The 24,573-nt window shown below is 37.1% G+C and carries 21 protein-coding genes; 9 read left to right on the forward strand and 12 right to left on the reverse strand.

Going from position 1 to position 24,573, the window contains the following annotated elements; translation table 11 throughout:
- From PXG98_RS13680 to PXG98_RS13705, 6 genes are all read left to right on the forward strand, one after another.
- A complete protein-coding gene (locus tag PXG98_RS13680) occupies window positions 1-1,302 on the forward strand; it encodes an anthranilate synthase component I family protein (protein WP_276391933.1) in 1,302 nt (433 codons plus the stop codon).
- A 75-nt stretch (window positions 1,303-1,377) separates the two neighbouring features.
- Window positions 1,378-2,685 (forward strand): tRNA lysidine(34) synthetase TilS, encoded by a 1,308-nt coding sequence (gene tilS / locus PXG98_RS13685; protein WP_276391934.1) that lies wholly within the window; start codon window positions 1,378-1,380, stop codon window positions 2,683-2,685.
- A complete protein-coding gene (locus tag PXG98_RS13690) occupies window positions 2,682-4,700 on the forward strand; it encodes a protein-disulfide reductase DsbD family protein (protein WP_276391936.1) in 2,019 nt (672 codons plus the stop codon). Before tilS ends, PXG98_RS13690 begins: the two co-directional genes overlap by 4 nt.
- Window positions 4,701-4,711: 11 nt before the next feature.
- Window positions 4,712-7,102 (forward strand): penicillin acylase family protein, encoded by a 2,391-nt coding sequence (locus PXG98_RS13695; protein WP_276391937.1) that lies wholly within the window; start codon window positions 4,712-4,714, stop codon window positions 7,100-7,102.
- A gap of 85 nt (window positions 7,103-7,187) precedes the next feature.
- Window positions 7,188-8,720: a YifB family Mg chelatase-like AAA ATPase gene (locus tag PXG98_RS13700; RefSeq protein ID WP_276391940.1), complete on the forward strand. Its 1,533-nt coding sequence runs from the start codon at window positions 7,188-7,190 to the stop codon at window positions 8,718-8,720.
- Window positions 8,721-9,240: 520 nt separating this feature from the next.
- On the forward strand, window positions 9,241-10,065 hold the full coding sequence (locus PXG98_RS13705; RefSeq protein WP_276391941.1) for a prolyl oligopeptidase family serine peptidase: 825 nt from the start codon (window positions 9,241-9,243) through the stop codon (window positions 10,063-10,065).
- A gap of 420 nt (window positions 10,066-10,485) precedes the next feature.
- Here the strand turns inward: PXG98_RS13705 and PXG98_RS13710 are convergent, their stop codons facing one another.
- Together PXG98_RS13710 and PXG98_RS13715 are read right to left on the reverse strand one after the other, a co-directional pair.
- On the reverse strand, window positions 10,486-10,755 hold the full coding sequence (locus PXG98_RS13710) for a hypothetical protein (RefSeq protein ID WP_276391942.1): 270 nt from the start codon (window positions 10,753-10,755) through the stop codon (window positions 10,486-10,488).
- A gap of 300 nt (window positions 10,756-11,055) precedes the next feature.
- Complete coding sequence (locus PXG98_RS13715; RefSeq protein ID WP_276391943.1) at window positions 11,056-11,445, reverse strand: DUF302 domain-containing protein; 390 nt, start codon at window positions 11,443-11,445, stop codon at window positions 11,056-11,058.
- Between the two features lie 186 nt (window positions 11,446-11,631).
- Here PXG98_RS13715 and PXG98_RS13720 point away from each other — a divergent pair, with 186 nt between their 5' ends.
- Window positions 11,632-12,009: a hypothetical protein gene (locus PXG98_RS13720; RefSeq protein ID WP_276391945.1), complete on the forward strand. Its 378-nt coding sequence runs from the start codon at window positions 11,632-11,634 to the stop codon at window positions 12,007-12,009.
- A gap of 133 nt (window positions 12,010-12,142) precedes the next feature.
- Here the strand turns inward: PXG98_RS13720 and PXG98_RS13725 are convergent, their stop codons facing one another.
- The 9 genes from PXG98_RS13725 to PXG98_RS13765 form a co-directional block, all read right to left on the reverse strand.
- Window positions 12,143-12,352: a hypothetical protein gene (locus tag PXG98_RS13725; RefSeq protein WP_276391948.1), complete on the reverse strand. Its 210-nt coding sequence runs from the start codon at window positions 12,350-12,352 to the stop codon at window positions 12,143-12,145.
- Window positions 12,353-12,442: 90 nt separating this feature from the next.
- Entirely contained in the window at window positions 12,443-13,207 is a 765-nt protein-coding gene (locus PXG98_RS13730; protein WP_276391950.1) for a hypothetical protein, read from the reverse strand.
- A gap of 346 nt (window positions 13,208-13,553) precedes the next feature.
- Window positions 13,554-15,599 (reverse strand): M13 family metallopeptidase, encoded by a 2,046-nt coding sequence (locus PXG98_RS13735; protein ID WP_276391951.1) that lies wholly within the window; start codon window positions 15,597-15,599, stop codon window positions 13,554-13,556.
- 177 nt (window positions 15,600-15,776) lie between these two features.
- On the reverse strand, window positions 15,777-16,223 hold the full coding sequence (locus PXG98_RS13740; protein WP_276391953.1) for a cupin domain-containing protein: 447 nt from the start codon (window positions 16,221-16,223) through the stop codon (window positions 15,777-15,779).
- Between the two features lie 220 nt (window positions 16,224-16,443).
- Window positions 16,444-17,067 carry a DinB family protein gene (locus tag PXG98_RS13745; RefSeq protein ID WP_276391956.1) on the reverse strand — a complete coding sequence of 208 codons (624 nt, stop codon included), beginning with the start codon at window positions 17,065-17,067 and terminating at the stop codon, window positions 16,444-16,446.
- Between the two features lie 79 nt (window positions 17,068-17,146).
- Entirely contained in the window at window positions 17,147-17,758 is a 612-nt protein-coding gene (locus tag PXG98_RS13750; RefSeq protein WP_276391959.1) for a MarC family protein, read from the reverse strand.
- 1 nt (window position 17,759) lies between these two features.
- Window positions 17,760-18,269 (reverse strand): DUF3124 domain-containing protein, encoded by a 510-nt coding sequence (locus PXG98_RS13755; RefSeq protein ID WP_276391960.1) that lies wholly within the window; start codon window positions 18,267-18,269, stop codon window positions 17,760-17,762.
- Between the two features lie 264 nt (window positions 18,270-18,533).
- Complete coding sequence (locus tag PXG98_RS13760) at window positions 18,534-20,264, reverse strand: amidohydrolase (protein ID WP_276391962.1); 1,731 nt, start codon at window positions 20,262-20,264, stop codon at window positions 18,534-18,536.
- A gap of 265 nt (window positions 20,265-20,529) precedes the next feature.
- Entirely contained in the window at window positions 20,530-21,759 is a 1,230-nt protein-coding gene (locus PXG98_RS13765; RefSeq protein ID WP_276391964.1) for an aminotransferase class V-fold PLP-dependent enzyme, read from the reverse strand.
- Between the two features lie 139 nt (window positions 21,760-21,898).
- Between PXG98_RS13765 and PXG98_RS13770 the strand changes: the two genes are divergently transcribed.
- Both PXG98_RS13770 and ypfJ read left to right on the forward strand, forming a co-directional pair.
- On the forward strand, window positions 21,899-22,762 hold the full coding sequence (locus PXG98_RS13770) for a hypothetical protein (RefSeq protein WP_276391965.1): 864 nt from the start codon (window positions 21,899-21,901) through the stop codon (window positions 22,760-22,762).
- Between the two features lie 41 nt (window positions 22,763-22,803).
- Entirely contained in the window at window positions 22,804-23,703 is a 900-nt protein-coding gene (gene ypfJ / locus PXG98_RS13775) for a KPN_02809 family neutral zinc metallopeptidase (protein WP_276391966.1), read from the forward strand.
- 179 nt (window positions 23,704-23,882) lie between these two features.
- Here the strand turns inward: ypfJ and PXG98_RS13780 are convergent, their stop codons facing one another.
- Window positions 23,883-24,524: an HdeD family acid-resistance protein gene (locus tag PXG98_RS13780; RefSeq protein ID WP_276391968.1), complete on the reverse strand. Its 642-nt coding sequence runs from the start codon at window positions 24,522-24,524 to the stop codon at window positions 23,883-23,885.
- Window positions 24,525-24,573 lie beyond the last annotated feature (49 nt).

The raw sequence follows: 24,573 nt of genomic DNA on the forward strand, positions 1-24,573 counted from the left end.
TTGCGTTCCAAACAAGTTTTTAAAATTAATAACACACCTCTTTTTATAGATCAACTGAAGGCTTGGTCAAAAGATTTCCCAGCTAAAGTATGGTTAGAAAGTAGTGGAGAAAGACCCTTGTATTCTTTCTATGATTTTATTTTAGCAGCGGGCATGGAATCGGAGATTCGTTCGGATACAAAAACCGCCTTCGAGAATCTTGAACAATACCAAGAGAAAACAGGCGACTGGTTGTTTGGTTACTTTTCCTACGACCTAAAGAATGCTATTGAAAACCTCGAATCTTCTAAGGTCGACGCACTTCTATTTCCGGAATTGTTTTTTTTTCAACCTCAAAAACTAGTACTGCTTAAAGGAAATCAGGTAGAGTTTCATTATTTGACTAAAGATAAAAGAGCTATTGAAACAGATTTTAAAAGGCTAATTACAGAGGATTTTAAGCATCCGGGGCAGGGTGTTCTTTCTAACACGTCGCCCAAAATTAAAATGAAAATTTTTAAGGAGGAATACCATAAACGCTTTTTAATTCTTCAAGAACATATCCAAAAAGGCGATATTTATGAGGTTAATTTTTGTCAAGAATTTTATGTGCCAGAAACAGAAATTGATCCATATAAGACCTATGAAAAACTGAACAGCATATCTGAAGCGCCATTTTCATCCTTTCTTCACTTTGATGACTTCTATGTAATTTCCGCCTCCCCGGAACGATATTTAAAAAGACAAGGAGGCCAGTTGATATCGCAACCCATTAAGGGAACCGCTAAAAGATCTGAAGATTCAGCTAAGGACTTAGAGATAAAGAGACATTTAGCCAGAGATACCAAGGAACTTACAGAGAATATTATGATTGTTGATCTGGTGCGGAACGATCTTTCTAAAAGCGCAGAAAAAGGTAGTGTCAGGGTAGAAGAATTATGTGAAGTATATTCCTATAAACAGGTACATCAAATGATCTCTACCATAACTTCTTCAGTAGGAAAAGACAAAAAATCAGTTTCCTTGATAAAAGATACCTTTCCCATGGGTAGCATGACTGGTGCACCTAAGATTGAAGCCATGCGGATCATTGAAAAGATAGAAGCTTCTAAACGGGGCGTGTATAGTGGAGCCCTTGGATATTTTAAACCAAATGGAGACTTTGATTTTAGTGTGGTGATTCGGTCCATACTTTACAACCAATCTAAACACTATAGCTCTTTTACTGTAGGAAGTGCTATTACGGCTAGCTCCAAAGCCGAAAAGGAATATGAAGAGTGTTTGCTAAAGGCTAAGGCAATGCGTGAGGTTTTAGAGAATTAAACAGACGTAGTATATAGGGATTAATATAGAAGAACCTATTAAGACTTTTATGCTTAGTTTATGTAATTTTGTAAAATGCAAACTACACTTAAAAGGCATCTTACAAATCGTTTCCCTGAACTGGTAAATCAAAAATTTTTGGTAGCGTGCAGCGGGGGATTAGATAGTGTAGTACTAGTGAATCTTCTGGCAAAACTGAAATTAGACTTCATAATTGCGCATTGCAATTTTCAACTAAGGGGGGAGGAGAGCGATTTAGACGAAGCTTTTGTACAAGAGTTAGGAAAGACCTCAAAGAGGAAGGTCTTGGTTAAAAAGTTTGACACAGAAGCATATGCTTCCGAACAAAAATTGTCTATTCAACTAGCGGCAAGGGAATTGCGCTACCACTGGTTTTGCATTTTATTAAAGGAGTACCAACTCGCCAAAATAGTCACAGCCCATCATAAAGACGACAATTTAGAGACTTTTTTAATTAATTTGAGCAGAGGATCTGGCTTAGAGGGTTTAAAGGGAATTCCTGAAAAAAATAATCTTGTTGCCAGACCATTGTTGGTCTTTAGTAGAGAAGACATTTTGTCCTTTGCAGAAAAAGAAAATGTAAAATGGAGAGAAGACGAATCCAATCAAGAGGTTAAGTATCTCCGTAATAAAGTACGACACGAAATGGTTTCTGTGATAAAATCTATTCACCCCTCTTTTTTACAAAATTTTGAGACCAGTAGAAGTCATTTGGAAGAAAGTAGTGCATTACTAAAGGATTATCAGAAGTTCTTGACTAAAAAATTATTGGACAAACAACAAAACCGAATCAAAATATCGATTAAAAAATTAAAGAAGTATAAACCTATCAAGGCCTATTTGTATCTTCTATTGAAAGATTACGGTTTTACGCAATGGGAAGCTATTGTAGACTTAATAGATGCCATTAGTGGCAAGGCAGTGTATTCCAAAACCTATCGCCTGAGTAAGGATAGAAAGGCATTGTTTTTAGAGCCTATTCCATCTATGGAGAATAATGAATGGTGCATTCCATTAAGCGAAAAGGAGATTAGTCTTCCCGTTCCATTGACCATTCAATTGGTGGATAGAATAGAATCTGTAGATAAAAATATATTATATGCAGACAAAGAAACGTTAGAAGAGAAGGTTGTTGTAAGGAAATACCGAAAAGGAGACTATTTTTATCCCTTTGGTATGCGTGGTAAAAAAAAGATTTCTAAATTCTTTAAAGATCAGAAGTATAGTTTGCATGAAAAGGAAAATCAATGGTTGTTAACTTCTGGGAATGAAATTATCTGGGTAGTTGGAAAAAGAGCCGATGATCGGTTTAAAGTGACTCCAGAAACAAAAAATATTGTAAAAATTAGTTTAAATATATGAGGTTTCCCCATATTCTTGTTTTGAGTTTGTTTCTTTCTTTTCCCCTCTGGGGACAAGTAGAACAAGAACCCGTAGTTTGGTCGCAAGCTATAGAAAAAGTCTCTGACTCTGTCATTGAAATAAAGTTTGAAGGGCAAATTGAAGAGGGATGGCATGTGTATTCCCAATTCACAGACCCGGGTGGTTCGCTACCCAGTGAATTCACATTTAACGGAGCGGGAGAAGATTTTCTTCTGCTGGGTAAGACAGAAGAAAGTACAACGATAAAAGAATATAGTGATATTTTTGAGGTAGAGGAGACCTTTTTCAAAAAGAAGGCGGTTTTTACACAAAGGATTAAACTTCTAAATCCTTCTATAAGACAGATAGACGTAGAATTGTTTTATCAGGTATGCAAAGAAGTGTGTATTCCCAAGGATTATCTATTTAAAGTCGTCTTGGACGGAGGTAAGGCAGTAACCGAAAGCATAACCATAGATGAAAGGAGTTTGGCTCTTGGCGCGGCTTTAAAACTAGATCTTAAAAACAAGGATAAGTTGTATCTGAATGAGGAGTTAAACGGCAGCAAAAAATCTAACCTTTGGGTGATATTTGGTTTAGGGTTTTTGGGCGGTTTAATAGCGATACTTACGCCCTGTGTATTTCCAATGATCCCTTTAACCGTATCCTTTTTTACAAAACATTCGGAAAATAGTGGTTCTGGTGTTTGGCAGGCTTTATTATATGGGTTTTTTATAGTTCTTATCTACTTCCTTTTAAGTTTACCATTTCATGTATTTGATTCGGTAGATCCACAAATACTCAATACTATTGCAACCAATATTTGGCTCAATTTGGGCTTCTTTTTGTTATTTGTATTTTTTGCCTTTTCCTTTTTCGGGTTTTACGAACTAACCTTACCCAGCTCCTGGTCTACCAAAATGGATACCATTTCTTCAAAGGTGGGCGGGGGTTTAGGGATTTTTTTTATGGCCCTTACCCTGGCTATAGTTTCTTTTTCGTGTACTGGTCCAATCCTTGGCGGTTTATTAGGTGGAACAGCCCTCGCTGAGGGAAATGTTTCCTATAATTTATCGGCAGGTATGACCGGTTTCGGCGTCGCCCTGGCGTTACCTTTTGCCCTATTTGCTTTATTCCCGGCCTTACTTAATAAACTTCCAAAATCAGGCGGTTGGATGAACACAGTTAAGGTAGTCCTAGGCTTCTTAGAATTAGCCCTGGCCTTTAAGTTTCTATCCAATGCAGATTTAGTAGGGAATTGGGGTTTTCTAAAAAGAGAAGTATTTATTGGTATTTGGATTCTACTGTTTTTGTTCTTAACTCTTTATCTTTTCAAGGTATATCGTTTTCCTCATGAGGGAAAGGAAGTAAAAATGCCTAAAATACGTTTCGGTTTAGGAATAGTGTCTGGAATGTTTACCTTGTATTTAGTTCTTGGACTATTTAATTACAGTCACCTTAAACTTTTAAGTGGTTTTCCACCACCAGATTTCTATTCCATTAAAGAGCAAACAAGTGATTGTCCATTAGGTTTACCTTGTTATAAGGACTTGGATTCTGGAATTGCGAAGGCTAAGCAGGAAGGTAAACCCATATTATTAGACTTTACCGGATGGGCCTGTGTTAACTGCAGAAGGATGGAGGAACATGTTTGGAGCGATCCGGAAATATTTCAAATTCTAAATGAAGAAGTAGTCCTTATTTCCCTTTATATTGACGATAGAAATAGCTTGGCTAAGGAGGAGCAATTTAGCTATAAATTCGATACCGGTAGGGTAAAGAAAGTGGAAACGGTAGGGGATAAATGGGGGACTTTTCAGACGATTAACTTTGGTGCCGTTTCTCAACCTTATTATGTAATGATTTCACCAGATTTTGAGGTACTAAATTACGCAATACAAAATACAGATGTAGAAACCTACGAGGCATGGTTAAACCAAGGTCTTGCTTCCTTTCAATCTTCTTCCATTACATTAAGGAGTTCACTTGACCAGTATATTAATATGCCTAATTAAATTATATACCATTGAAATTATTAAAAAGAATAGTTGTTGTAGTCCTATTACTGGTTGGTTTAATTATAATAGGGGGATATTTTTTTGTGCAGTCCATGAAACCAGATTATTCTGGGCAAAAAGAATTGGCCATTTTAGACAATCCAGTAGAGGTCTATTTTGATACCTATGGAATACCTCATATTTATTCCAAAACTGAAAAAGATGCAATTAAATCTCTTGGATACCTGCATGCACAGGAACGTTTATGGCAAATGGACCTTTTGCGAAGAGCTGGGGCAGGGCGTTTGTCTGAAGTATTTGGGAAGGATCTCTTGGAGGTAGATATGTTTTTACTTTCCCTAGGAATTGATGAAGCTACTAAAAAAACATTGGTCGCTTTAGATCAAAGCAAAGAATTCTATGAGATGACGCAAGACTATCTGGAGGGCGTAAATACTTATATCCAATCGGGATCTACACCAATAGAGTATTACCTAACGGGTTTAGAGAAGACTCCTTTTACTGTGGAAGACGTCTATAATAGCATGGGATATATGGCTTTTAGCTTTGCCATGGCTCATAAAACAGACCCTTTATTAACCGAAATTGCCCAAACTCTTGGTGTGGAATACCTGGAAGATTTGGCAATTAATGCCTCTGCTGCCAACGAATGGATTAAAAATTTTAGAAAAGACACCCTGCCGGAACCAAGAGCAGACCTTAGTTCTTTTCTTCCGGAGGGTTTTAATAATATCCCAGTACCTCAGTTTATCGGAAGTAACAGCTGGGTATTAAGCGAGGATAAGACAAAAAATGGAAAGGTAATTCTTGCCAATGACCCGCATATGGGTTTCTCGCAGCCAGCCGTATGGTATGAAGCGCATATTAGTTCACCATCCTATGAGAAATATGGTTATTATATAGCAGGGATTCCTTTTCCTCTTATGGGGCACAACAGGCAAATGGCATTGGGGCTGACCATGTTTGAGAATGATGATGTTGACTTTTTTTATGAAGAAATTAATCCTGAAGAACCTAGCCAGTATAAAGCCTTAGATGGTTGGAAGACCTTGGAAACAACAACCAAACTAATTCAAATAAAGGATACCGCTGCGGCCACTTTCACCTACCAAAAAACAGAAAGAGGCATTATAATGCCGAGCTTTGGAGCAAAAGTAGAAGTGTCTTCTCCTGTAAGCATGTCTTGGATCTATACACTGGAAAAAAATGATGCGTTAGAAGGGCTTTATAAGCTGCACCATGCTTCAGGCTTAGAGGAAGTGGAACTGGCCCTACGAAAAATACACGCACCTGGATTAAATATCATGTATGGAGATAAAGATGGTAATATAGCTTGGTGGGCCACTGCTAAGCTCTACCAACTGCCCGACAGTACCCATACCAAGTTTATCAGGAAGGGAGCTAGTGCCAATGCAGAACCTGTTCGGTTTTTAGATTTTTCGGAAAACCCTGCTGCGGTGAATCCGCCTTGGGGTTATGTTTATTCGGCCAATAATCAGCCAGATTCTATTGCCGGAATGTTATATCCTGGATACTATTTACCGGAAAACCGAGGTAAACGAATTGTGGAACTATTAGAGGAGAAACAAACTTGGGATGCAGAGGAAGTGCAAGACATGATGTTAGATAATACTTCAACAGTCAATCGAAGTATAGCTAATCAACTAATTGATATTATTTATAATAAAGATTTAAATAAGACAGAGAGGACTCTTATAGAAGAGCTTAAAACTTGGGATGGAAATTTTCCCTTGGACGCTGTAGAACCTGGAATTTATCATCGCTGGATATATAATATTTTAAAGTTCGCTTTTAAGGATGAGTTGGGAGAAGATTTATTTAAAGACTTCCTTGCAACCCATTTTCACAAAAGACTTATTGCCCCTCTAATTGAAAAAGACAATTCCGTTTGGTGGGATGATGTAGAAACCAAAAATATTGCAGAAACAAAAGAAGAAATCGTTTGGAAGGCTTATAAAGAGGCTATAGATTTTTTAGAGCAAGAGTTTGGGAAAGACCACAGTAAATGGACCTGGAATAGAATGCACATTGTAGAACATCCTCATCCCATAGGCAAGATCCAGGCTTTACGCTCCTTTTTTAATGTAGGCCCTTATGAGATCGAAGGAGCTAGAGAGGTTATTAATAATATGTATTTCGACTATACGGAAGAGGATATCTATAAAGTTAAAACTGGACCATCTACGAGAATAGTTGTAGATTTTTCGGATATCGAAAATTCTAAAAGTATAATACCTACTGGGCAATCTGGTAATCCTTTCAGTAGACACTACCGAGACCAGGCTGTATTATACCACCATAATAAGTTTCGTAAGATGCTTTTAAACAAAGAAGAAATATTAAATAGTTCCACCAAACTTCTTTTACTACAAGACTAATAGAATTAGTCCAATTACAAATATATAGAGAAAATATACTATATACAGAGAAAATAATCTTATATTAGTAGTATATCTTTTTCTTATGCTAACCAAGGTATTTGGCAGCGCGGTCTATGGCGTAGACGCTTCTACAGTTGCTGTGGAAGTAAATGTCGACAAGGGAATTGGCTACCACCTTGTTGGCTTGCCGGATAATGCAATTAAAGAGAGTAGTTATAGAATCGCTGCTGCCTTAAGTAATAATGGGTATAAAATCCCTGGAAAGAAAATCACTATAAATATGGCGCCGGCCGATCTCAGGAAAGAAGGTTCCGCCTATGATCTTAGTCTGGCTATTGGTATTTTGGTTGCCTCAGGGCAAATAAAGGCCAATAATTTAGAAAACTTCGTGATTATGGGAGAACTGTCTTTAGATGGAAGCTTGCAACCAATTCGCGGCGCTTTGTCTATTGCGTTACAGGCAAAAGAAGAAGGATTTAAAGGTTTTATTCTTCCCATGAAAAATGCAGAAGAGGCGGCGATAGTAAAGGGCATAGAGGTTTTTGGGATTAAGCATATAAAGGAAGTAACGGAGTATTTTGATCAAGGTACTACTTTGGAACCAATGAGGCTGGATTTAAAGACCCAGTTTAGTGGACAGATCGACTCTTGGGAGTACGACTTTTCTGATGTAAAAGGGCAGGAAGGGGTAAAACGATGTATGGAAATAGCTGCGGCGGGAGGACATAATATTATATTAATAGGGCCTCCCGGATCTGGCAAAACTATGTTGGCTAAGCGACTTCCGTCTATTTTACCTCCGATGAACATAGAAGAGGCTTTAGAAACCACAAAAATTCATAGTGTGATGGGAAAGATTAAGAATACCGGCATAATCTGTCAACGCCCATTTAGAAGTCCACATCATACTATTTCTGATGTAGCTTTAGTTGGCGGTGGTAGTTATCCACAGCCAGGGGAAATTTCACTTTCCCATAATGGTGTACTTTTTCTCGATGAACTACCAGAATTTAAAAGGAGTGTTCTTGAGGTAATGCGACAGCCGTTGGAGGATAGAGAAGTAACCATCTCCAGAGCTCGCTTTACGGTTACCTACCCCAGTAGTTTTATGTTGGTGGCCAGTATGAATCCAAGTCCAAGTGGTTTTTTTAACGATAGTTCTGTGAATAGTACCTCTCTAGCGGAAATGCAACGCTATATGGGAAAAATTTCCGGCCCGTTGCTAGACCGGATTGATTTACATATGGAGGTAAGCCCTGTTCCCTTTGATAAATTGTCTGCCAAAAGAAAAGGGGAGACTAGCCTAGAAATTCGCAAAAGGGTCACCAATGCCAGGCAACAGCAAACCCGCAGATTTGCGGAAGCCAAACAAGTGCATTACAATGCACAAATGAATAGCCGTCAAATAAGAGAGTATTGCGTTTTAGACCTTCCATCGGCGAAGTTATTAAAGAATGCCATGGAACGGCTTGGCCTTTCCGCCAGGGCATATGATCGTATTTTAAAAGTTTCGAGGACTATAGCAGATTTGGAGGAGAAGAGAAATATAGAGGCATCACATTTAGCGGAAGCTATTCAATATAGAAGTCTGGATCGGGCAGGCTGGATGGGGTAGCGTTAACCATCTGATTTAATAAAGTGGTTGATCATTGAATTTTAGGATCTAGTTCTCGGTTTATCATATGTATTACAGTTTTACAACCTTTTTCTATATCCTACCGCCAGTAAAGGAGCTCTAACTTTTGTAATAAATTCTGTTTAACCAACTCTTTATAATAATGATCTGTTTGAAGCTCTTCATAGTTAAGAGGTTTAATATCAGTCTAATAATAGTTGTATTTAGGACTTTCACATTAGATAGATTTACAGATGTTACCTCAATTGGTGGTTATCATTTAAGTTAATCTTCTCAATATTGATCCCTTAATTGAGAAGGGTAGTTGGGACGAGACACTAGCTTGAGGTTAGCGCGACTGGGGATTTCATTACATCAAACAGGTCGGCTAATAGCACAAAAGTAATCTTCTTATTTCGAGAGACCACAATACCTTGGTCTTTTTAAATTAAGGCTGTAGTTGACAAATTGAGTTAGAATTTGCTTATATTAAAGAACTGATATTCAATATTAAACTGGTATGAATTATAAAATAAAAAGTACTTTTTGGTTTTTAGTATTACTCATAAGCTTAGTAGGTTGTAGTGATAGTTTTTTGGAAACAGGACCGGAGTCGACAATAATTGAGAATATTCCGCAATTGGATATTGAACAGGCAAATAAGGATTTTTCAGAGCTTCCTTTTGAAATTGGGGACAACGATTTTGAATTAAGTGTCCTTTTTAAAGAAAAATGGGCATTTCGATTAACCGTCCCAGAAATAGCTGATGGTGAATTAGTACCTCTTATTATAAACATGCACGGCAGCGCACTCAGACTAGACATCAATAACCACAAAAGGGAAGATTGTGTGCTTGGCCCTTCTTTGGAAGAAAATAATTTAAAAGCATACATTTTAAGCCCAAACTCACAAGGATACTTGTGGTTTAACGGGTTCAATGAGTTACAAGTTGTAAATTTAGTAAAGTTCGCTATAGAACATTTGAACGTCGATCCAAAAAGAGTGGTGGCTTTTGGAATTAGCGACGGCGGTTTCGGCAGCTGGTTCTTTGCCGATACACATCCAGAATTGTTTTCATCGGCTATTGCTATCGCACAGGTCTATGGTCTTATAGTTAATGAGAATGGAATAAAAAAAACCGATGTTCCTGTGTACGTTATTCACGGAGAATTCGATGAACTTTTTCCTTTTACTGATACTGAATCAATTGTAGAACTATCCAGAGGTGTAGGCAGTGAAATAGAATTTGTTATGGCCGAAGGATTAGGTCATTGTTGTGCCTGTGATTTTCAACCCTACGTAAAAGATGCTGTCGAATGGTTAATAACTTCGGTTTGGGAATAAACAGAATAGACCAAGGCAAATCTCAAAGCTATCAGATTTCAAAAAGTGATCGGAGACTGGCATTAGATAAAGAAAGGTCGCATATTGCGATATTATCTGTTAACCCTTGTAATACTTGGTAGAAATCATTTGATATTGCAACTAATACAGGATATTTAACAATATTACAAATGATAGTTTGATCAATTAACTATCAAATTATTATAACAATATTAGTCTTAAACAGCAAGTAACCGATACCATAAGATTTATCAACGCTTTTACCGAAAACCAGGACAATTACGCCAATTAGCCAAGGGTATACAAGGTATTAATAGCTTTACGATACTGTTATTTTTAGGCGTTATCTACTATTCTTGTGTAAACAAAAAGCCCAATCTGTTTTAGATTGGGCTTTTTGTTATATTAAGAAGTATATTTTTAAGGAACTAAATCGCCTAAAGTACATATCAAGTCAATATAGTCTTCAGGAGAAACTCCTTCAAGATCTTCTGCAGTTATGGTTTCAGTTTCCCCACCTGCCGTAACAGTATAGGTACCGTTTCCATTATCACATATTTCAATAGTTTCGCCTGCTAAGGAGCAACTACTACAGTCTGAATCACCACCGTCATCATCACTGGAACAGCTGCTAATACTTAAAGCCATCAAGGCAAAGAAGGCCAATCCTAAGGTCATTTTTTTTATCATAACTATCTGGTTTTTAATAAGGTTATTGTACTAGAACGTGTCTTTTAACAAAATATTTCAAACAAATTAGTAAAGCGAGGTATAGCAGTGCCTAGACAATTTTAGGGTATAAGCACTTATTGTCTATGGACACAAAGACATAAATGAGTGACGTATAGATCCAGAAGGAATCTTTTATATAATACAAAGTGTTGTACTAAATCTATTTTTAATCAATAGGGCATCTGTTTTTATGAAGATAGTTTGTACAAATACTGTAATGTAAGACCAGTGTTTTCAGGGGGAAGTAGCAGGTCTTTCTCAAATACTTTCTACTACTCTTCTTAATTTTTCTTGTACTTCTATAGCAATATTTCCTAAAAGCTCATTATCAACTGAAACCATAGAAGCTAATGGGTCTACCGCCGAAACTTCAACACTGCCAGATTCCTTTTCTTGAACAATAACATTACACGGGAGCATAGTGCCAACTTTGTCTTCTACCTGCAGCGCTTTGTAGGCAAACGATGGGTTACAAGCACCCAATATCTTATAATTATAAAAATCAACATCTAATTTTTTCTTAAAGGTATCTTTTAGGTCAATTTCGGTTAATACTCCAAAACCCTCTTTTTTAAGCGCATTAATCGTTTTGTCGATGGCCTTTTCAAAAGAAGTATTGCTTAAGGTAGTTTTAAAATAATAATTCATTTTATTTCAAATTTTATAGAAGGTACAAAATAAAATGGATCTTACTTTTTCGCCTATAAAAATTTAGACCACATTTAGGAGGAAGCAGGTACTATTTTTTTAACCTTCCAAATAATAACTTTTTGAATAAGAGAAACAAGCCTTAATTTGATTATCTTTCTGAACTTAATTAAAAAGAAAAAAATTATGAAAAAAGTATTTTTTACTGTTGGACTTTTGATGTTGACAGTCTCTTTATCTGCGCAAACAGTGCCAAGTGTTAAGAGTAGCGACTTACAGAAAAGTGGAGTAGAAGCACTGGCAAAGGAAAATCCTAACACGGATGCTCAAATAAAAGAGGCTCTAATGAAGGATGAAGGTCTGCAAAAAGAAACGATAGACTTTCTTAAGTCTAATCCAGAGACCGCGCAGTCTCTTGCCGGAATTCTTTCAAAGAACAAAGGTTCTAATAGTGGTATTATGCAATCTATTTTAGGGGATAAGGATTTAACTACGGCTGCGATAGACTTTATATCTAAGAACCCTGAATTGCTTTCTAAGGCAATGAAGGTAATAGGCATGTAATAATAAGTCAGAGCTTACTACGCTATTTTCAGGCATCCTAAGACTCTAGTAATATTCTCAAGAGTTTCTCTTGAGATAAACTGAAATCTGATTGAGGCTGGCTTAAGTTCATATACTATTCCTAAGCAGGATTCTAATCACAGGTCCCTATGGTGAATTCTGTAATACTATTGCAGGCGGCAACAGATGGGTTGTCATAGGTTATGCCGTTACATCCGCAAACGGGATTTAATTCAAGCGTATTAACACAATCCGCTATGGCGACCTCCTTGAAATCTTCCTTGTCGCAACCAAAGACAAAAATTAGAAGAATAAGGATATAAGGTCTCCATGTTTTTTTCATAAGGCGGATAATATAATATACAAACATTACGAAAATAGCCCGGAATATTATATTCCGGGCTATTTTCTAATATAAAAATCTATCTTAAAATTACTCTGCGGGAGCAGTAGCGGATGCTACAACACGATAAAGGTTAGAATTACGTTTGTTATAATTATCCTGAAAACCAGACCAAAATTCATCTGGAACCTCCATGTCCTCGCTAAAGGCGGGAGATAAGGCCTCTTGCATGGTGCTAAAAATATCATAGGAAAAACTTCCATAAGTAAAGGAGGAAGTCATTGGAGATATGATGGCTTGGTTGCCCCAACCTTTCATATTAGTCTTACCTTCCTTCATGGCTTTTTCTACCATTGGCTTCCATTTTTCAGATTCAAAAGTAAGATGCTGCCCTAAATTCTTTACATCATGATAAATGATGCGCACATATTTGTAATCCGCATCCGTAGTATTTGCTGCTCGTATATGGTTCGGAAGGTTATTCAAAAAAATATGATGCATATCCGTGCTGATATCCCAAGTCTGTATATCTTTCATTTCAACATCGGGAAACATCTCGTCTACACTTGCCCAATCGGCTCCTTTATCTAAATCCTTGAACGTATTAATTATTAGAATATTTGGGCTTGTATCTTGGTTTACACCACCAATTTTTTGTAAAATGGCCCAAAAAGTAAGATTCCCTTTGGTTACCTCTTTTTCGGCCCATTTGGCCCAATAAGTAGATTCCCTTTTTAGGTATTCCTCCATATTTTCAGGGGCTACCTTCCTATACTGGTGTGTGGAAATGGTTTGTGCCTTTATGTATTGAAAGCTCAATAGGCATAAGACAATGAGTGTAGTTGCTTTTTTCATGCTATGGTTGTTTTAAAATTAATAGTCCGATACACATTGGGAGAGTAACTTAGAACTATTCCTATCCCTGAGAATATAATTTCAATTACATAGCAATGAAAAGATATCTGTAAATCAATAGTTTATAGAGTGAATCAGGACGAACCTTAAGTAAAAATGTCCGAAGGAAGGGTTTTATTTTCCAAACTATTACTAACCCTATTTCTATTAAATTATTACAACCATAACAATTATTCTCCTGGTAGAAGGACCACAAAATAACTCATATAGTAACTTCAATCTTTAATTAAAAAGAAGCGTAGGGAGAATCTTAAAAATTTAGAAGCCCTAGACTTAAGAAAGCAATTTACCAGATTTCCACGCGCTCCTCCGGAGATAAATAAAGCGAATCGCCTTCGTTTACATGGAAAGCACTATAAAATTCTGGAATATTCCGAACTACCCCATTCACTCTGAAAGTTCCCGGAGCGTGTGGATCGGAATTCATTCTTACCCTCATCGCCTCATCTCTGACTTTGCCACAATAGGGCTGGGCATAGCCAATAAACAAACGCTGTTCTGCCGTAAAACCATCTATTACGGGCCCAGTTGTACCATCTAATGACAGCTTATAGGCTTTTAGGGCAATATTTAAACCTCCTAGATCTCCAATATTTTCACCTAAAGTAAATTCTCCATTTACGAATAAATCTGGTAACACTTCATAAGTATTATATTGGGTAACTAATTCTGCTGTGCGTTTTTCAAATTCTTCCTTGTCCTCGTCGGTCCACCAATTGCGTAAGGCACCATCTCCGTCAAAGTCACTTCCCGAATCATCAAATCCATGTCCTATTTCATGACCAATAATATGGCCTATGGCACCATAGTTAATAGCGTCATCTGCTTCCATGTTAAAAATAGGGCTCTGTAAAATTGCCGCAGGAAAAACAATTTCATTTAATGTAGGATTGTAATAAGCATTAACCGTTTGGGGTGTTAAAGCCCATTCGGACTTGTCTACCGACTGATTTAATTTTGCCAGGTCCTTGTTGTATTGAAAGAGTTTTGATCGTTTTAGGTTTCCATAAAGATCCTGCGCATTAATTTTAAAATCATAGGTCTTCCACTTATCCGGATAACCTATTTTAGTAGTAAACTTACTTAGCTTATTTAGGGCTTCCGATTTAGTAGCGGGGCTCATCCAATCGAGTTCTGTTATACTAATTTCATAAGCTTTTAACAAGTTTTCAACCAAAGTCTGCATTCGTTTCTTGGCTTCTGGAGGAAAGTGTTTTTCCACATATACCTTCCCTACAACTTCCCCCAAAGTGCCGTTGACAACGGAAACACCTCGTCTCCACTGTGGGCTTTGCTCAGGAATCCCTCTTAATTCTTTGCTATAGAATTCAAAATTCTGTTTATCCATGGCTTCATTTAAGCGTGAAGCATTGGCATCTATGAATGCCCATTTTAAGTATGTCTTCCAGGATTGCAGATCTGTAGATTGGATAATTCTATCCAAGGCTATCGTATAATCGAGCATCAGTATTGCAATCTCGTTTTGATTTTCTACCCCTGCTTCTTTAAGATAGGCCGTCCAGTTAAAGTTTGGGGTAATTATAGACAGGGTATCGATAGGGTATCTCTTAAATAACTTATCCCATTGCCTGGCCTTTTCTTTCTCCATATGTTTTTCTGCTAATCTGGTTTCCACCGCCAGAACTGTCTTAGCCGCATTTTTTGTGTCGGTTAGAGCTGCTAAATCGAACATTTTTGTAATATGGCTCAGATATGCTTTACGGATTTCTTTTGATCGCTCATCATCCTTTAGATAATAATCCCTATCCGGTAAACCCAAACCAGACTGATAGGTTTGCACCGAGTGGATGGTCGGATCTAGCAAATCCTGATCCACGCCAAGGGTCCAAGGCACATTGATACCGTATTTATTGGCATAGGCAAAATATACGGCCAAGTCGTTATAATCTTTAATGGCATCTACCTTATCAAATTCTGACTGTATTGGTGAAAGACCAAGCTTATTTCTAGTCTCCATGTCCATATAAGACTTATATAGGTCGCCAACTTTTTGTTGATCAGATCCTTCACTAAATTTACCAGATGCCGATTCTTCTATAATAGTCCTTACATTTTCCTGTGATTCTTCATTGATCATATATGGGATCCCATAGGCCGACTTGTCGGACGGGATTTCGGTATTCTTTATCCAGCTGCCGTTCACATAGGCCATAAAATTATCCCCGGGATTTACCAGGGTGTCCATGTTTTCCTTAAGAATACCTGAGGTGAGTACTTTTTTTGTGGAGGTAGTGTCTGATTCGTTTTTACAACTTGTTTGCAGTAATAGCCCCAACAGAAGGGCGCTAAGAAATAAATACTTTGTGTTCATGTGATTGATTTATATGTTTTTTGATTGTGCTTGATTTTACTAAGCAAGGCCCTAATGTAATAATTACATATGGAAGAGAAAAAAGAGACTTCTAAAAGCTGAATAGTTAGTGCAAAAACCTTTCTTAAATTACAAGATTGTATAGTTAGTGAAATTACTAGAACAATTTACTTTTTTTTATGAAGACTTCTCCTCCTCGTAAATATCAAATTTTTCTGAAGTAGCCTTCATTAGTTCCGCATTGGAAAAATCCTTCGAACTCATTAACGACAGTTGTTTTAGAAATACATCAAACTGTCCATTTTTAAATATAGTAAGCATTTTACCACCCTCTTTACATATGGCCTCATGCCACACGTTGGGAGGAACGGTGATAGTATCTCCTTCTTTGAGAATGATAGTTTTATTGTCGAATATAAGTTCCAATTCCCCAGCCAACATATAGAAGACCTCGGTCATAATTTTATGATGATGTCTTGCCAAATGGAAGCCTGGCTTTAAAGTATCTTCAATCAGACATAATTCTCCATTGGTTTGTTCAGATGAGAGTTTAACATAACAGTGGTCTTGGGAATAATCGTAATTTTCTCCTTCTCCTTGTTTTACTAGTGTAGTTTCTTCCATAAATATTTTAATAAATCTTGTCTCATCTTTAATTTTTCCTTTAAGATACAACTACCTGCAATTTAATCCTATAGACTATAGCTTAATTATAAAATTTTAAATAGTTGATATTCAGATTTTAGACTATTAACCATTTTAAATAAAACGAACTAAAGCCTACCTGCCCAGCCCAGAGATTCTGATAAAATATTTTTATTATTCCATACAAAGTTGGTTAGACTTAAAATTTATTATAGGGGGTATATTTAGGGGGTCTTATTCCTTTGCTTCTTAAATAAACAACTGCCTGCGCCCTGTGGTGTGCTGTATGACTTTCGCCTCGCAATATCAGATCTAAGTTCGTATGCCCAGATAAAAATTCGGGCTTTTCCTTGCTTAGTCCCTCTGCTAAACTAGAATCATTTACTTGCTCTAAACAAGAAATTACATAGTTGAAAGTATCGTTTAGGTATTTTAGGACTAGGCCTTTGTTAATTTCCGGTTCTCGCTTCTCCAAGAAGTCTGGTTGAAAAACATTTATTGGGTCCGGGCGTGGGATTAAAAAATCGGCCTCTATAAGACGGCTGAAATCTGGATAGGTTTTAGTATCGACTAATATTCCAAAGTAGAAATTATTTATTAATCCAAGATGTAAAAAATGCTGGACAAAAGTTAGTTGATCCTGTGACGGGCTATATTCTATAGTAGCTGCAGGCATTGTATCAAAAACAGCTAAAGTATATTCCTTTGATTTCACCCACCTTTTAATAAGAATATCCGTGAGCGCCCTATTGGCAGGGATTTTAGAAGAAATAAGCGCTAGTGGACTAATTCCGATAATACTTAAGATAGATCTTCGATTCATGTTAAATAAAATTTATTTTCTTCTTTCATTTGAGTTTCTTAGTTACGTTTAAACCTTCGCGAAAAAAGGCAAAACAGAACTAGATAGTTCCGAAATAATGGCTAATTCCACTTAAAATGCTTTGTACGGCATAGGACGCCAGTATAAGTCCCATAATTTTACTAATAACAGTAATACCATAATTTCCTATTCTCTTATGTAAGTGATTGGCGGTCAGTAAAATTAAACAGGTAATGCCGATAATAAGCAGAACCAATAGCGTGGTGATGGTTTGTTGTTGGAAAGTATACAACTGGTTATCTGTCATCAATACTACCGCCATTATAGCTCCGGGAGAAGCAATAGATGGTATGGCGATTGGAAATATCGTTACATGTTTATAGTCGGTAATGCGTTTTTTTTCTAGTTCCGGTTTACCATCTCCAAAAATCATGGTTAGGGCAAAAAGAAAGAGTATAACACCCCCAGAAATTTGAAAAGCATCCAACGATACAGACATACCGTCTAATATTAGTTGACCGATAACAATAAAAAACAAGAGAATAAGGAACGCAACTGCAGAGGCCCTAATTGCAACCTTTTTCTTGTGGACGGTATCAAATTCCTTAGTAGCTTCCAAGTAAACAGGAATACTTCCTATAGGATCTATTACCGCAAAAATGAAAAATATGGTGGTTAGTAATTCTGCCATATTATTTAATGCGAACCCCTTGTGTAGTGAAAATTAGCCCTTGCTGTCCCATAGTTGAATTCATAACTCCTTCAAATAATGGTTCTGGAATACTTTTTGGGATCTTCCATTCAAATATAAAGTTCGAACCTGTTCCTCCTGAAATATCGGTTTCATCAATAATTATTTCGGCGGTTTCTAAAGGTGCTAAAAAAATGGCCTTGTCAAAATATTTACGTAAAGAATTTCCTTGTGTGTCATAATACTCCGCTCTCTCAATATAAATAGTATCCGAATCACTTGTATTTCTCATACTTACCATGGCGGTTAAATTATAAGTCTTCTCTTCTGAAAAACTTCTAATCTGAGAATAAATAGACAGATAGGTCTTACCAGTTATAAGAGAGTCTTTTGCACCGAGATTAGCAGTGCGCTTAGACCAGTTTTCCTGATTAAAAGAACTCGGTTCTTTTTTTTCATTACAAGCTGAACTTAAGAGTAGAACTGTAAAAAGGATAAGACTAACTTTCATTTCGGATCCGGTATTAGACACTATAAATAATTAAGCCACAGAGAGGAACTAAGATACTATTTAATAATGAATTCTTGAGTTAATCAGAAACTACTTAGAGATCGGCTGAATTTTTCCAATCGCTAAGAGAAATTTGTTGGTTTTTAGAGGTTTCTATGATGTCTATTAATCTTTCTTTACCTAATTGAAATGACCCAGAAGGCGTAGAATGATCCTATTCGCAAAGATTTTCTAAACTTTCTGCCGTATAATTTTCAATTCTTTTCATTCTATTGCTTTATCATAAACCACTTTTCCATCAAAAATAGTCATTTCAATTTCCGTCTTCATAAAATCATCTTCTGGTACCGTCATGATATCCTGGCTATAAATAGTAAAGTCGGCTAATTTACCTTCCACAATCGAACCCTTTATGTCTTCTTCAAATGCGCCATAAGCAGCATCTAGTGTATATGAACGCAAAGCCTGTTCTCTGGTCATTTTTTGCTCTGGCTCATAACCACCTTCGGGAGTTCCTTTTAAAGTTTTTCTACTGATACTTGCATATAAACTTGCTATTGGATTTAAAGGCTCTACAGGCACATCCGTACCATTTACAATAGGAACACCGCTTTGTAATAAGGCTTGCCACATATAAGCACCCTCTTTAATTCGCTGCTCCCCTAATCTATCTATTGCCCATGGCCTGTCTGATGACATATGTACTGCCTGCATGGCCGGAATTACGCCTAGTTCGGCAAAACGTGGAATATCATCTGGATGTAAATGTTGCGCATGTTCTATACGAAATCTATGGTTTTCCGGATATTCCGGAGATTCTATTAAAGCACTTTCATATCGGTCTAATATTTCTCTATTTGCCCTATCCCCAATAGCGTGTGAACAAACTTGAAAGCCATACTCTAATCCGTTTAGGGCAGTTTCTTTTACAAATTCCATAGGTAAGGTCTCATGACCAAAATGCCCTGGTCTGTCCGAATAAGATTCTAATAGCCATGCGCCTCGGGAACCTAAGGCCCCGTCACAATTTAACTTTACCGAACGTATGGTGAATAAATGGTCCTGGTCTACATGAGGCCCTTTTTGATACCATTCTTGTAACAAATCCTTATCCCATCCTGTTAACATGGCATAAAGTCTTGTTTTCATTTTACCTTCAGACTTCATTTTTTCGTACAAGGCAATGGTTTCTCTCCCTATACCGGCATCATGAAAACCCGTAATTCCATTTCTATGACAAGCATCTATAGCCAGTTCAAAAGCCTTGGCATCCTTTTCTGGTGTGGTCTCCGGAATATACTGGGTTATAATGTTTTGTGCGCGTTCGTTAAAAATTCCCGTGGGTCTTCCTAAGCCATCGCGCATTACCTCACCCCCTTCAACATCATACGGGTTTAGACCTTCCTTAGACAATACTTGCAGGCCTGCCAAATCCATGGCTGCTGCATTGGCAAAACCGGCATGGCCACTGGCATGGCTAAGATAAACCGGATTATCGGGAGATACCTCGCTAAGTCTGTAATGGGTTTGAAATCCGTTTACTGTATCCTCCGGCATCTCAGTCCATTTGCTTTGATGCCAACCTCTGCCAGTAATCCATTCTCCCGGTGCCGCCTTTTCTACAGCAGCAGCCACAGCGTCAATTACTTCCTGATAGCTGGTAGTGTTTATAAGATCAATATTCAGTTCATTATAGCCTAATCCCATAAAATGACCATGACCTTCAATAAGTCCCGGAGTCATAGTCTTTCCCTTTAAGTCGATCAATTTTGTATTATCATCCTTAAACTTTTTGGCGTTTACCAAACTCCCACTAAAGAGAATTTTATTGTCCTTAACCGCAACCGCCTCTACCAAAGTCTGTACAGAATCCATGGTGTAAATAGGGCCTCCATAAATAAGAAGTGTAGCCGAAGGGTTTTTAGGTCCGGAACAGGCCGATAGAAGAAGGGTAAATATTAATGCCTTTAAGTAGTTAGCATTTTTTAATCGCATAATTGTTAGTTTTTAATGAAATTGAAATTTACGGTTTTATTATATAAACTAAATAGGATTCCAAAAGGAAAAACCGATAGTATAAATTCGGCTTGTGCGTATACCAATTTTTAGGTAGAGCTAGCTTTTGTATGCCTTGTTTTACCAAGTATCGATTCAGATTTTTGTTTTTCTGCCATAATGGGAACTTCACAAGGCCTAACACCCTTGAGCAGGCAAAAAAAAGAAAGTCATTCTAAATGTAGGTTTTCAATGAAAACAAGGCTTAATTAAGGGCCTTCTCTAGCCCCCTTATTAATTGTTCTATTTCCTCCATGCTTGTGTAATGAAGAAACGAAATACGTATAACCCCTGGATCTAAAGGGATATTCATATCTATAAATGGACGTACGGCATAAAATGTACCCTTGCCTAACATCAAGTGATGAGTAGTTAGTTTTTTATAAACTTCATCCAGATTCTTATTTAAAGGTAATATTGAAATAATCGGGGCTCTGTTTTCAGAGGTAGTTGTCCCTATTATGCGAAGATCCTTCCTTGTTCGCAAAAATGCCAACAAACGATCTAAAAGCTCTTTTTCATGTTTTATAAACAGTTGATTTATGGCCTTGTTTTTTTCTCCACAACTAACTTCTTCCTGGAAATGATGATCATAAATCATGTCAAAATAATCCAATATACCACTAGCAGAGGCTATTTGGGCATGGTCCGGTCCTGCAGGTGTTATCATATTTTTCCAAATACCTTCTTTAAAAAAGTGCGATTGATTTTCCATCTGTACAATTATTTCCTTTTTTACATACATGAGCCCCAGATGAGGTCCAAATGTCTTGTAAAGAGAAAATAGATAAATATCGGCACCTAATGCCTTTAGATCTGGAAAACCATGAGGGGCTAAACCTACACCATCTACAACAGAGATAGCCCCGTGTTTCTTTGCAAGTTTTGTTATTTCTTGAACAGGATTGATATAACCAATAACATTGGAGCAATGTGGATAGGCAATCATCTTTGTTTTTGAGGACAAGAGTTCATTTAAGTCTTCTGTATTTAACAGACCAGTTTCACTGCTTACATGCCATTCCAAAACTTTAATACCGGAGTCTCCAAGTTTTCTCCAGGCTCCTGCATTGGCTTCATGATCCTGGCAGGATACAATTATTTCATCCCCATCTTTCCACATGGGTCGCATGGCTTGAGCCAAGACGTAAACATTCTGTGTAGTAGAAGGGCCAAAATGAATTTCTGATTCTTTTACATTTAGGTAAGACGCCATGCGCTTGTACGATTTATCCATTAGTTCTCCGGCCAGAGTAGATGCCGGATAAGGATAATGTACTTGTACTTTATTCTTCCTATAAAAATCTGTCAGTTTATCAATAAACTGAATACAGGGGTAAGAACCACCTGCGTTTTCAAAAAATGCCCATCCTTTAAGCGTGGGTTCTGTAAATGCCGGAAACTGAGCACGAACAAAGTCTAAATCTAAATTCATAAAAGATAATTTTAATAGCTTGGCAGGAAATTCTTATGTTCTAAAACAATTTCTTATGTCTTAACCAAGATATAAAATATATACAGAGGTCGTTAGATAGATTTCATTTTGCTTTCTTACCGGTTATTAAAGATTAAAAATGAAGCCATTGGAAGTATATTTTGATAAGAATTCTTTACTTTTAGAAGTACTTAGAAAACCAATAATCTATTTGCTTCTCAACTTATTAATGGTACTTAATTATTTTACTGGAAGATTTATTGCTTTTACAAGCTTGTTAATGAATTGTATTTTGGGCGGCCTACTTTTCTGTTCTCTCTTTGGAATGAAACTTCACGCCCAGGAAATTGAAAATAGGGAAATAGAGTTTGCAAGAGGTAATAATAGTCAAACTATAGAAGCTAAAATAGTTGGTGAAAAGATTATTGATTATTTACTTAATGTAAAAAAAGGCCAATACTTAAATATTAGTATGGCAACGGATAATAGGGCTAACTATTTTAATATAATGGAGCCCAATGAAGGGAATAGGGCTATTTTCAATGGTTCCATAGGTGAGAACATGTTTGAAGGAATAGCAGAGGCAAGTGGTGATTATACGATACGAGTGTATCTTATGAGAAGTGCGGCACGTAGATTAGAACGTGCTAATTTTCGCTTAGAATTAGTTGTATCTGAAGAGGTAAATCTTGATGCCCTTGTGGATAACACAGAATATAATGCTACAGGGATTCTTCCCTGTAAAATGGATAAGGAAAAGGCTGGGTTTAATAATTGTGATTTTGGAATAAAACGAGAGAACTATGGGACTGGGATACTTACTATCAGAAAACCAGATGGAAGAAGCCGAAGCATCTTTTTTGAGGACGGAAAAGCCATTGGCTATGATAAGAGTGAGGCGGATATCGGTGAACTTGATAGTTCAAAGTCGGGTGATTTATATCTTATTCAAATAGGGGAGGAGCAATACCAAATACCGGAGGCAGTAATCTTTGGTGGATAGTTTTGTTCTTTTACAGTAAATAATAATCTAATTGATAGCTTATGAAATGGCAGGGAAGAAGAAAAAGTTCTAATGTGGACGACAGAAGGGGAATGTCCGGACCCGGTAGAAGTAGGGGCGGTATAAACCCATTGCTTTTAGGTCCTTTAATCCGGCTTCTTTTTTCTAAAACAGGATTGATAATTGTGGGTATTTTTTTGGTGTTTTCTTTCGCTACTGGAAATAACCCTCTAAGCTTGATTGGCAACCTGTTTTTTGGAAGTAGTGGGCAGGCAGTGAGTTCGGCACCCTATCAGGGAACAGAAGAAGAAAATGAATTAGCGGACTTTAGTGCAACTATTTTAGCGAGTACTGAAGATGTATGGAATCAGCTCTTACCAGATTATCGCGATCCTACTTTAGTACTCTTTACCAATTCTGTTGCCTCTGCATGCGGTTCAGCCTCTAGTGCCACTGGTCCGTTTTATTGCCCGGGGGATGAAAAGCTCTATCTAGATTTAAGTTTTTTCTATGAAATGGAAAAGCAACTCAATGCGCCGGGCGACTTTGCGCAAGCCTATGTTATTGCACATGAGGTTGGCCATCATATTCAAAAAATAACAGGTATTAGTGATAAAGTACAGCGTCTTAGGGGACAATTGAGCAAAACAGAATATAACAAATATTCGGTCCGATTAGAATTACAGGCAGATTTTTTAGCAGGGGTATGGGCACATCATTCACAGCAGATGACACAGATGATGGAAACTGGTGACCTTGAGGAGGCGTTGAATGCTGCAAATGCCATCGGGGATGATCGTTTGCAAAGACAATCTTCCGGCAGAGTAGTGCCAGATTCATTTACCCACGGAACCTCAGAACAAAGAATGCGTTGGTTTAAGAAAGGTTTCGAAACAGGCGATTTGTCGCAAGGTGACACCTTTAGCGCTAATCCTTTATAAAAGTTAAAGGGAATAAGTCAAAAAAAGAGCCCGCTCAAAGAATCATTTGTTTTCTCTAGATTTTAATTGACCACTTTCAAAGAAAATGGTTATATAATTAATTCTGTTAGCAAATGAGCTTTTAAACGGGCTTTCTATCTAAAGAAAGTTATTATTAAAGCTTGAAAACTTCTTATATTCTATCCCTTATTTAGTTCCTCATTAATATTGTCTTGGATAGCATGGAGTTTATCTCTTAACTCCTTAGAAATATTTGATGGAATCTGGTGCAGTTTTCTTAGTTTAAAGGACAGATAAATATTATATACTCCCATAGTAAGTAAACCAACAGAAGCCCAAATAACCACAGAAAGTCCTGCTATTATTGGATTCATTAATAAGACAAATCCAATGAGCACTCCAATAATTCCGATGCCTAAAAGAGTACCCCAATCCTTAACTCCATATTTTTTAAGATCAAGTGATATACCTATGGCATTCATGGAGCGGAACAGAATTACGAACCCTACGTAAAGAGGTAAAGTCACCATGGATATTTCCGGATCATTCAAGAGAGCAATACCCACCGCTAAGGTTATTAAGCCCAAGACAAGTTTCCATCCCCAGTTATCTACGGTATTTCTATTTACGATAGAAAAAACAACTTCTATTGCCCCAGATACAACGAAGGATAAACTAAAGATAAATGCACACCAGACGTAAGAATATTCTAAATCAGATAGCACCCAAAGTGCAGCGGCTATAAATGCTAATCCGGCAATTAAAAATAAATACCAATGCTTAATGGCGTGTTTAAGTGTTTTAAAAAAATGCGTTTTCATATAATGGTTGGTTTAGTTTTGCCTACTCTATGAAGTTTTCGGCTACCCT

Origin of the sequence: Eudoraea chungangensis (genome assembly GCF_029360665.1) — a bacterium.
Lineage (GTDB): Bacteria > Bacteroidota > Bacteroidia > Flavobacteriales > Flavobacteriaceae > Eudoraea > Eudoraea chungangensis.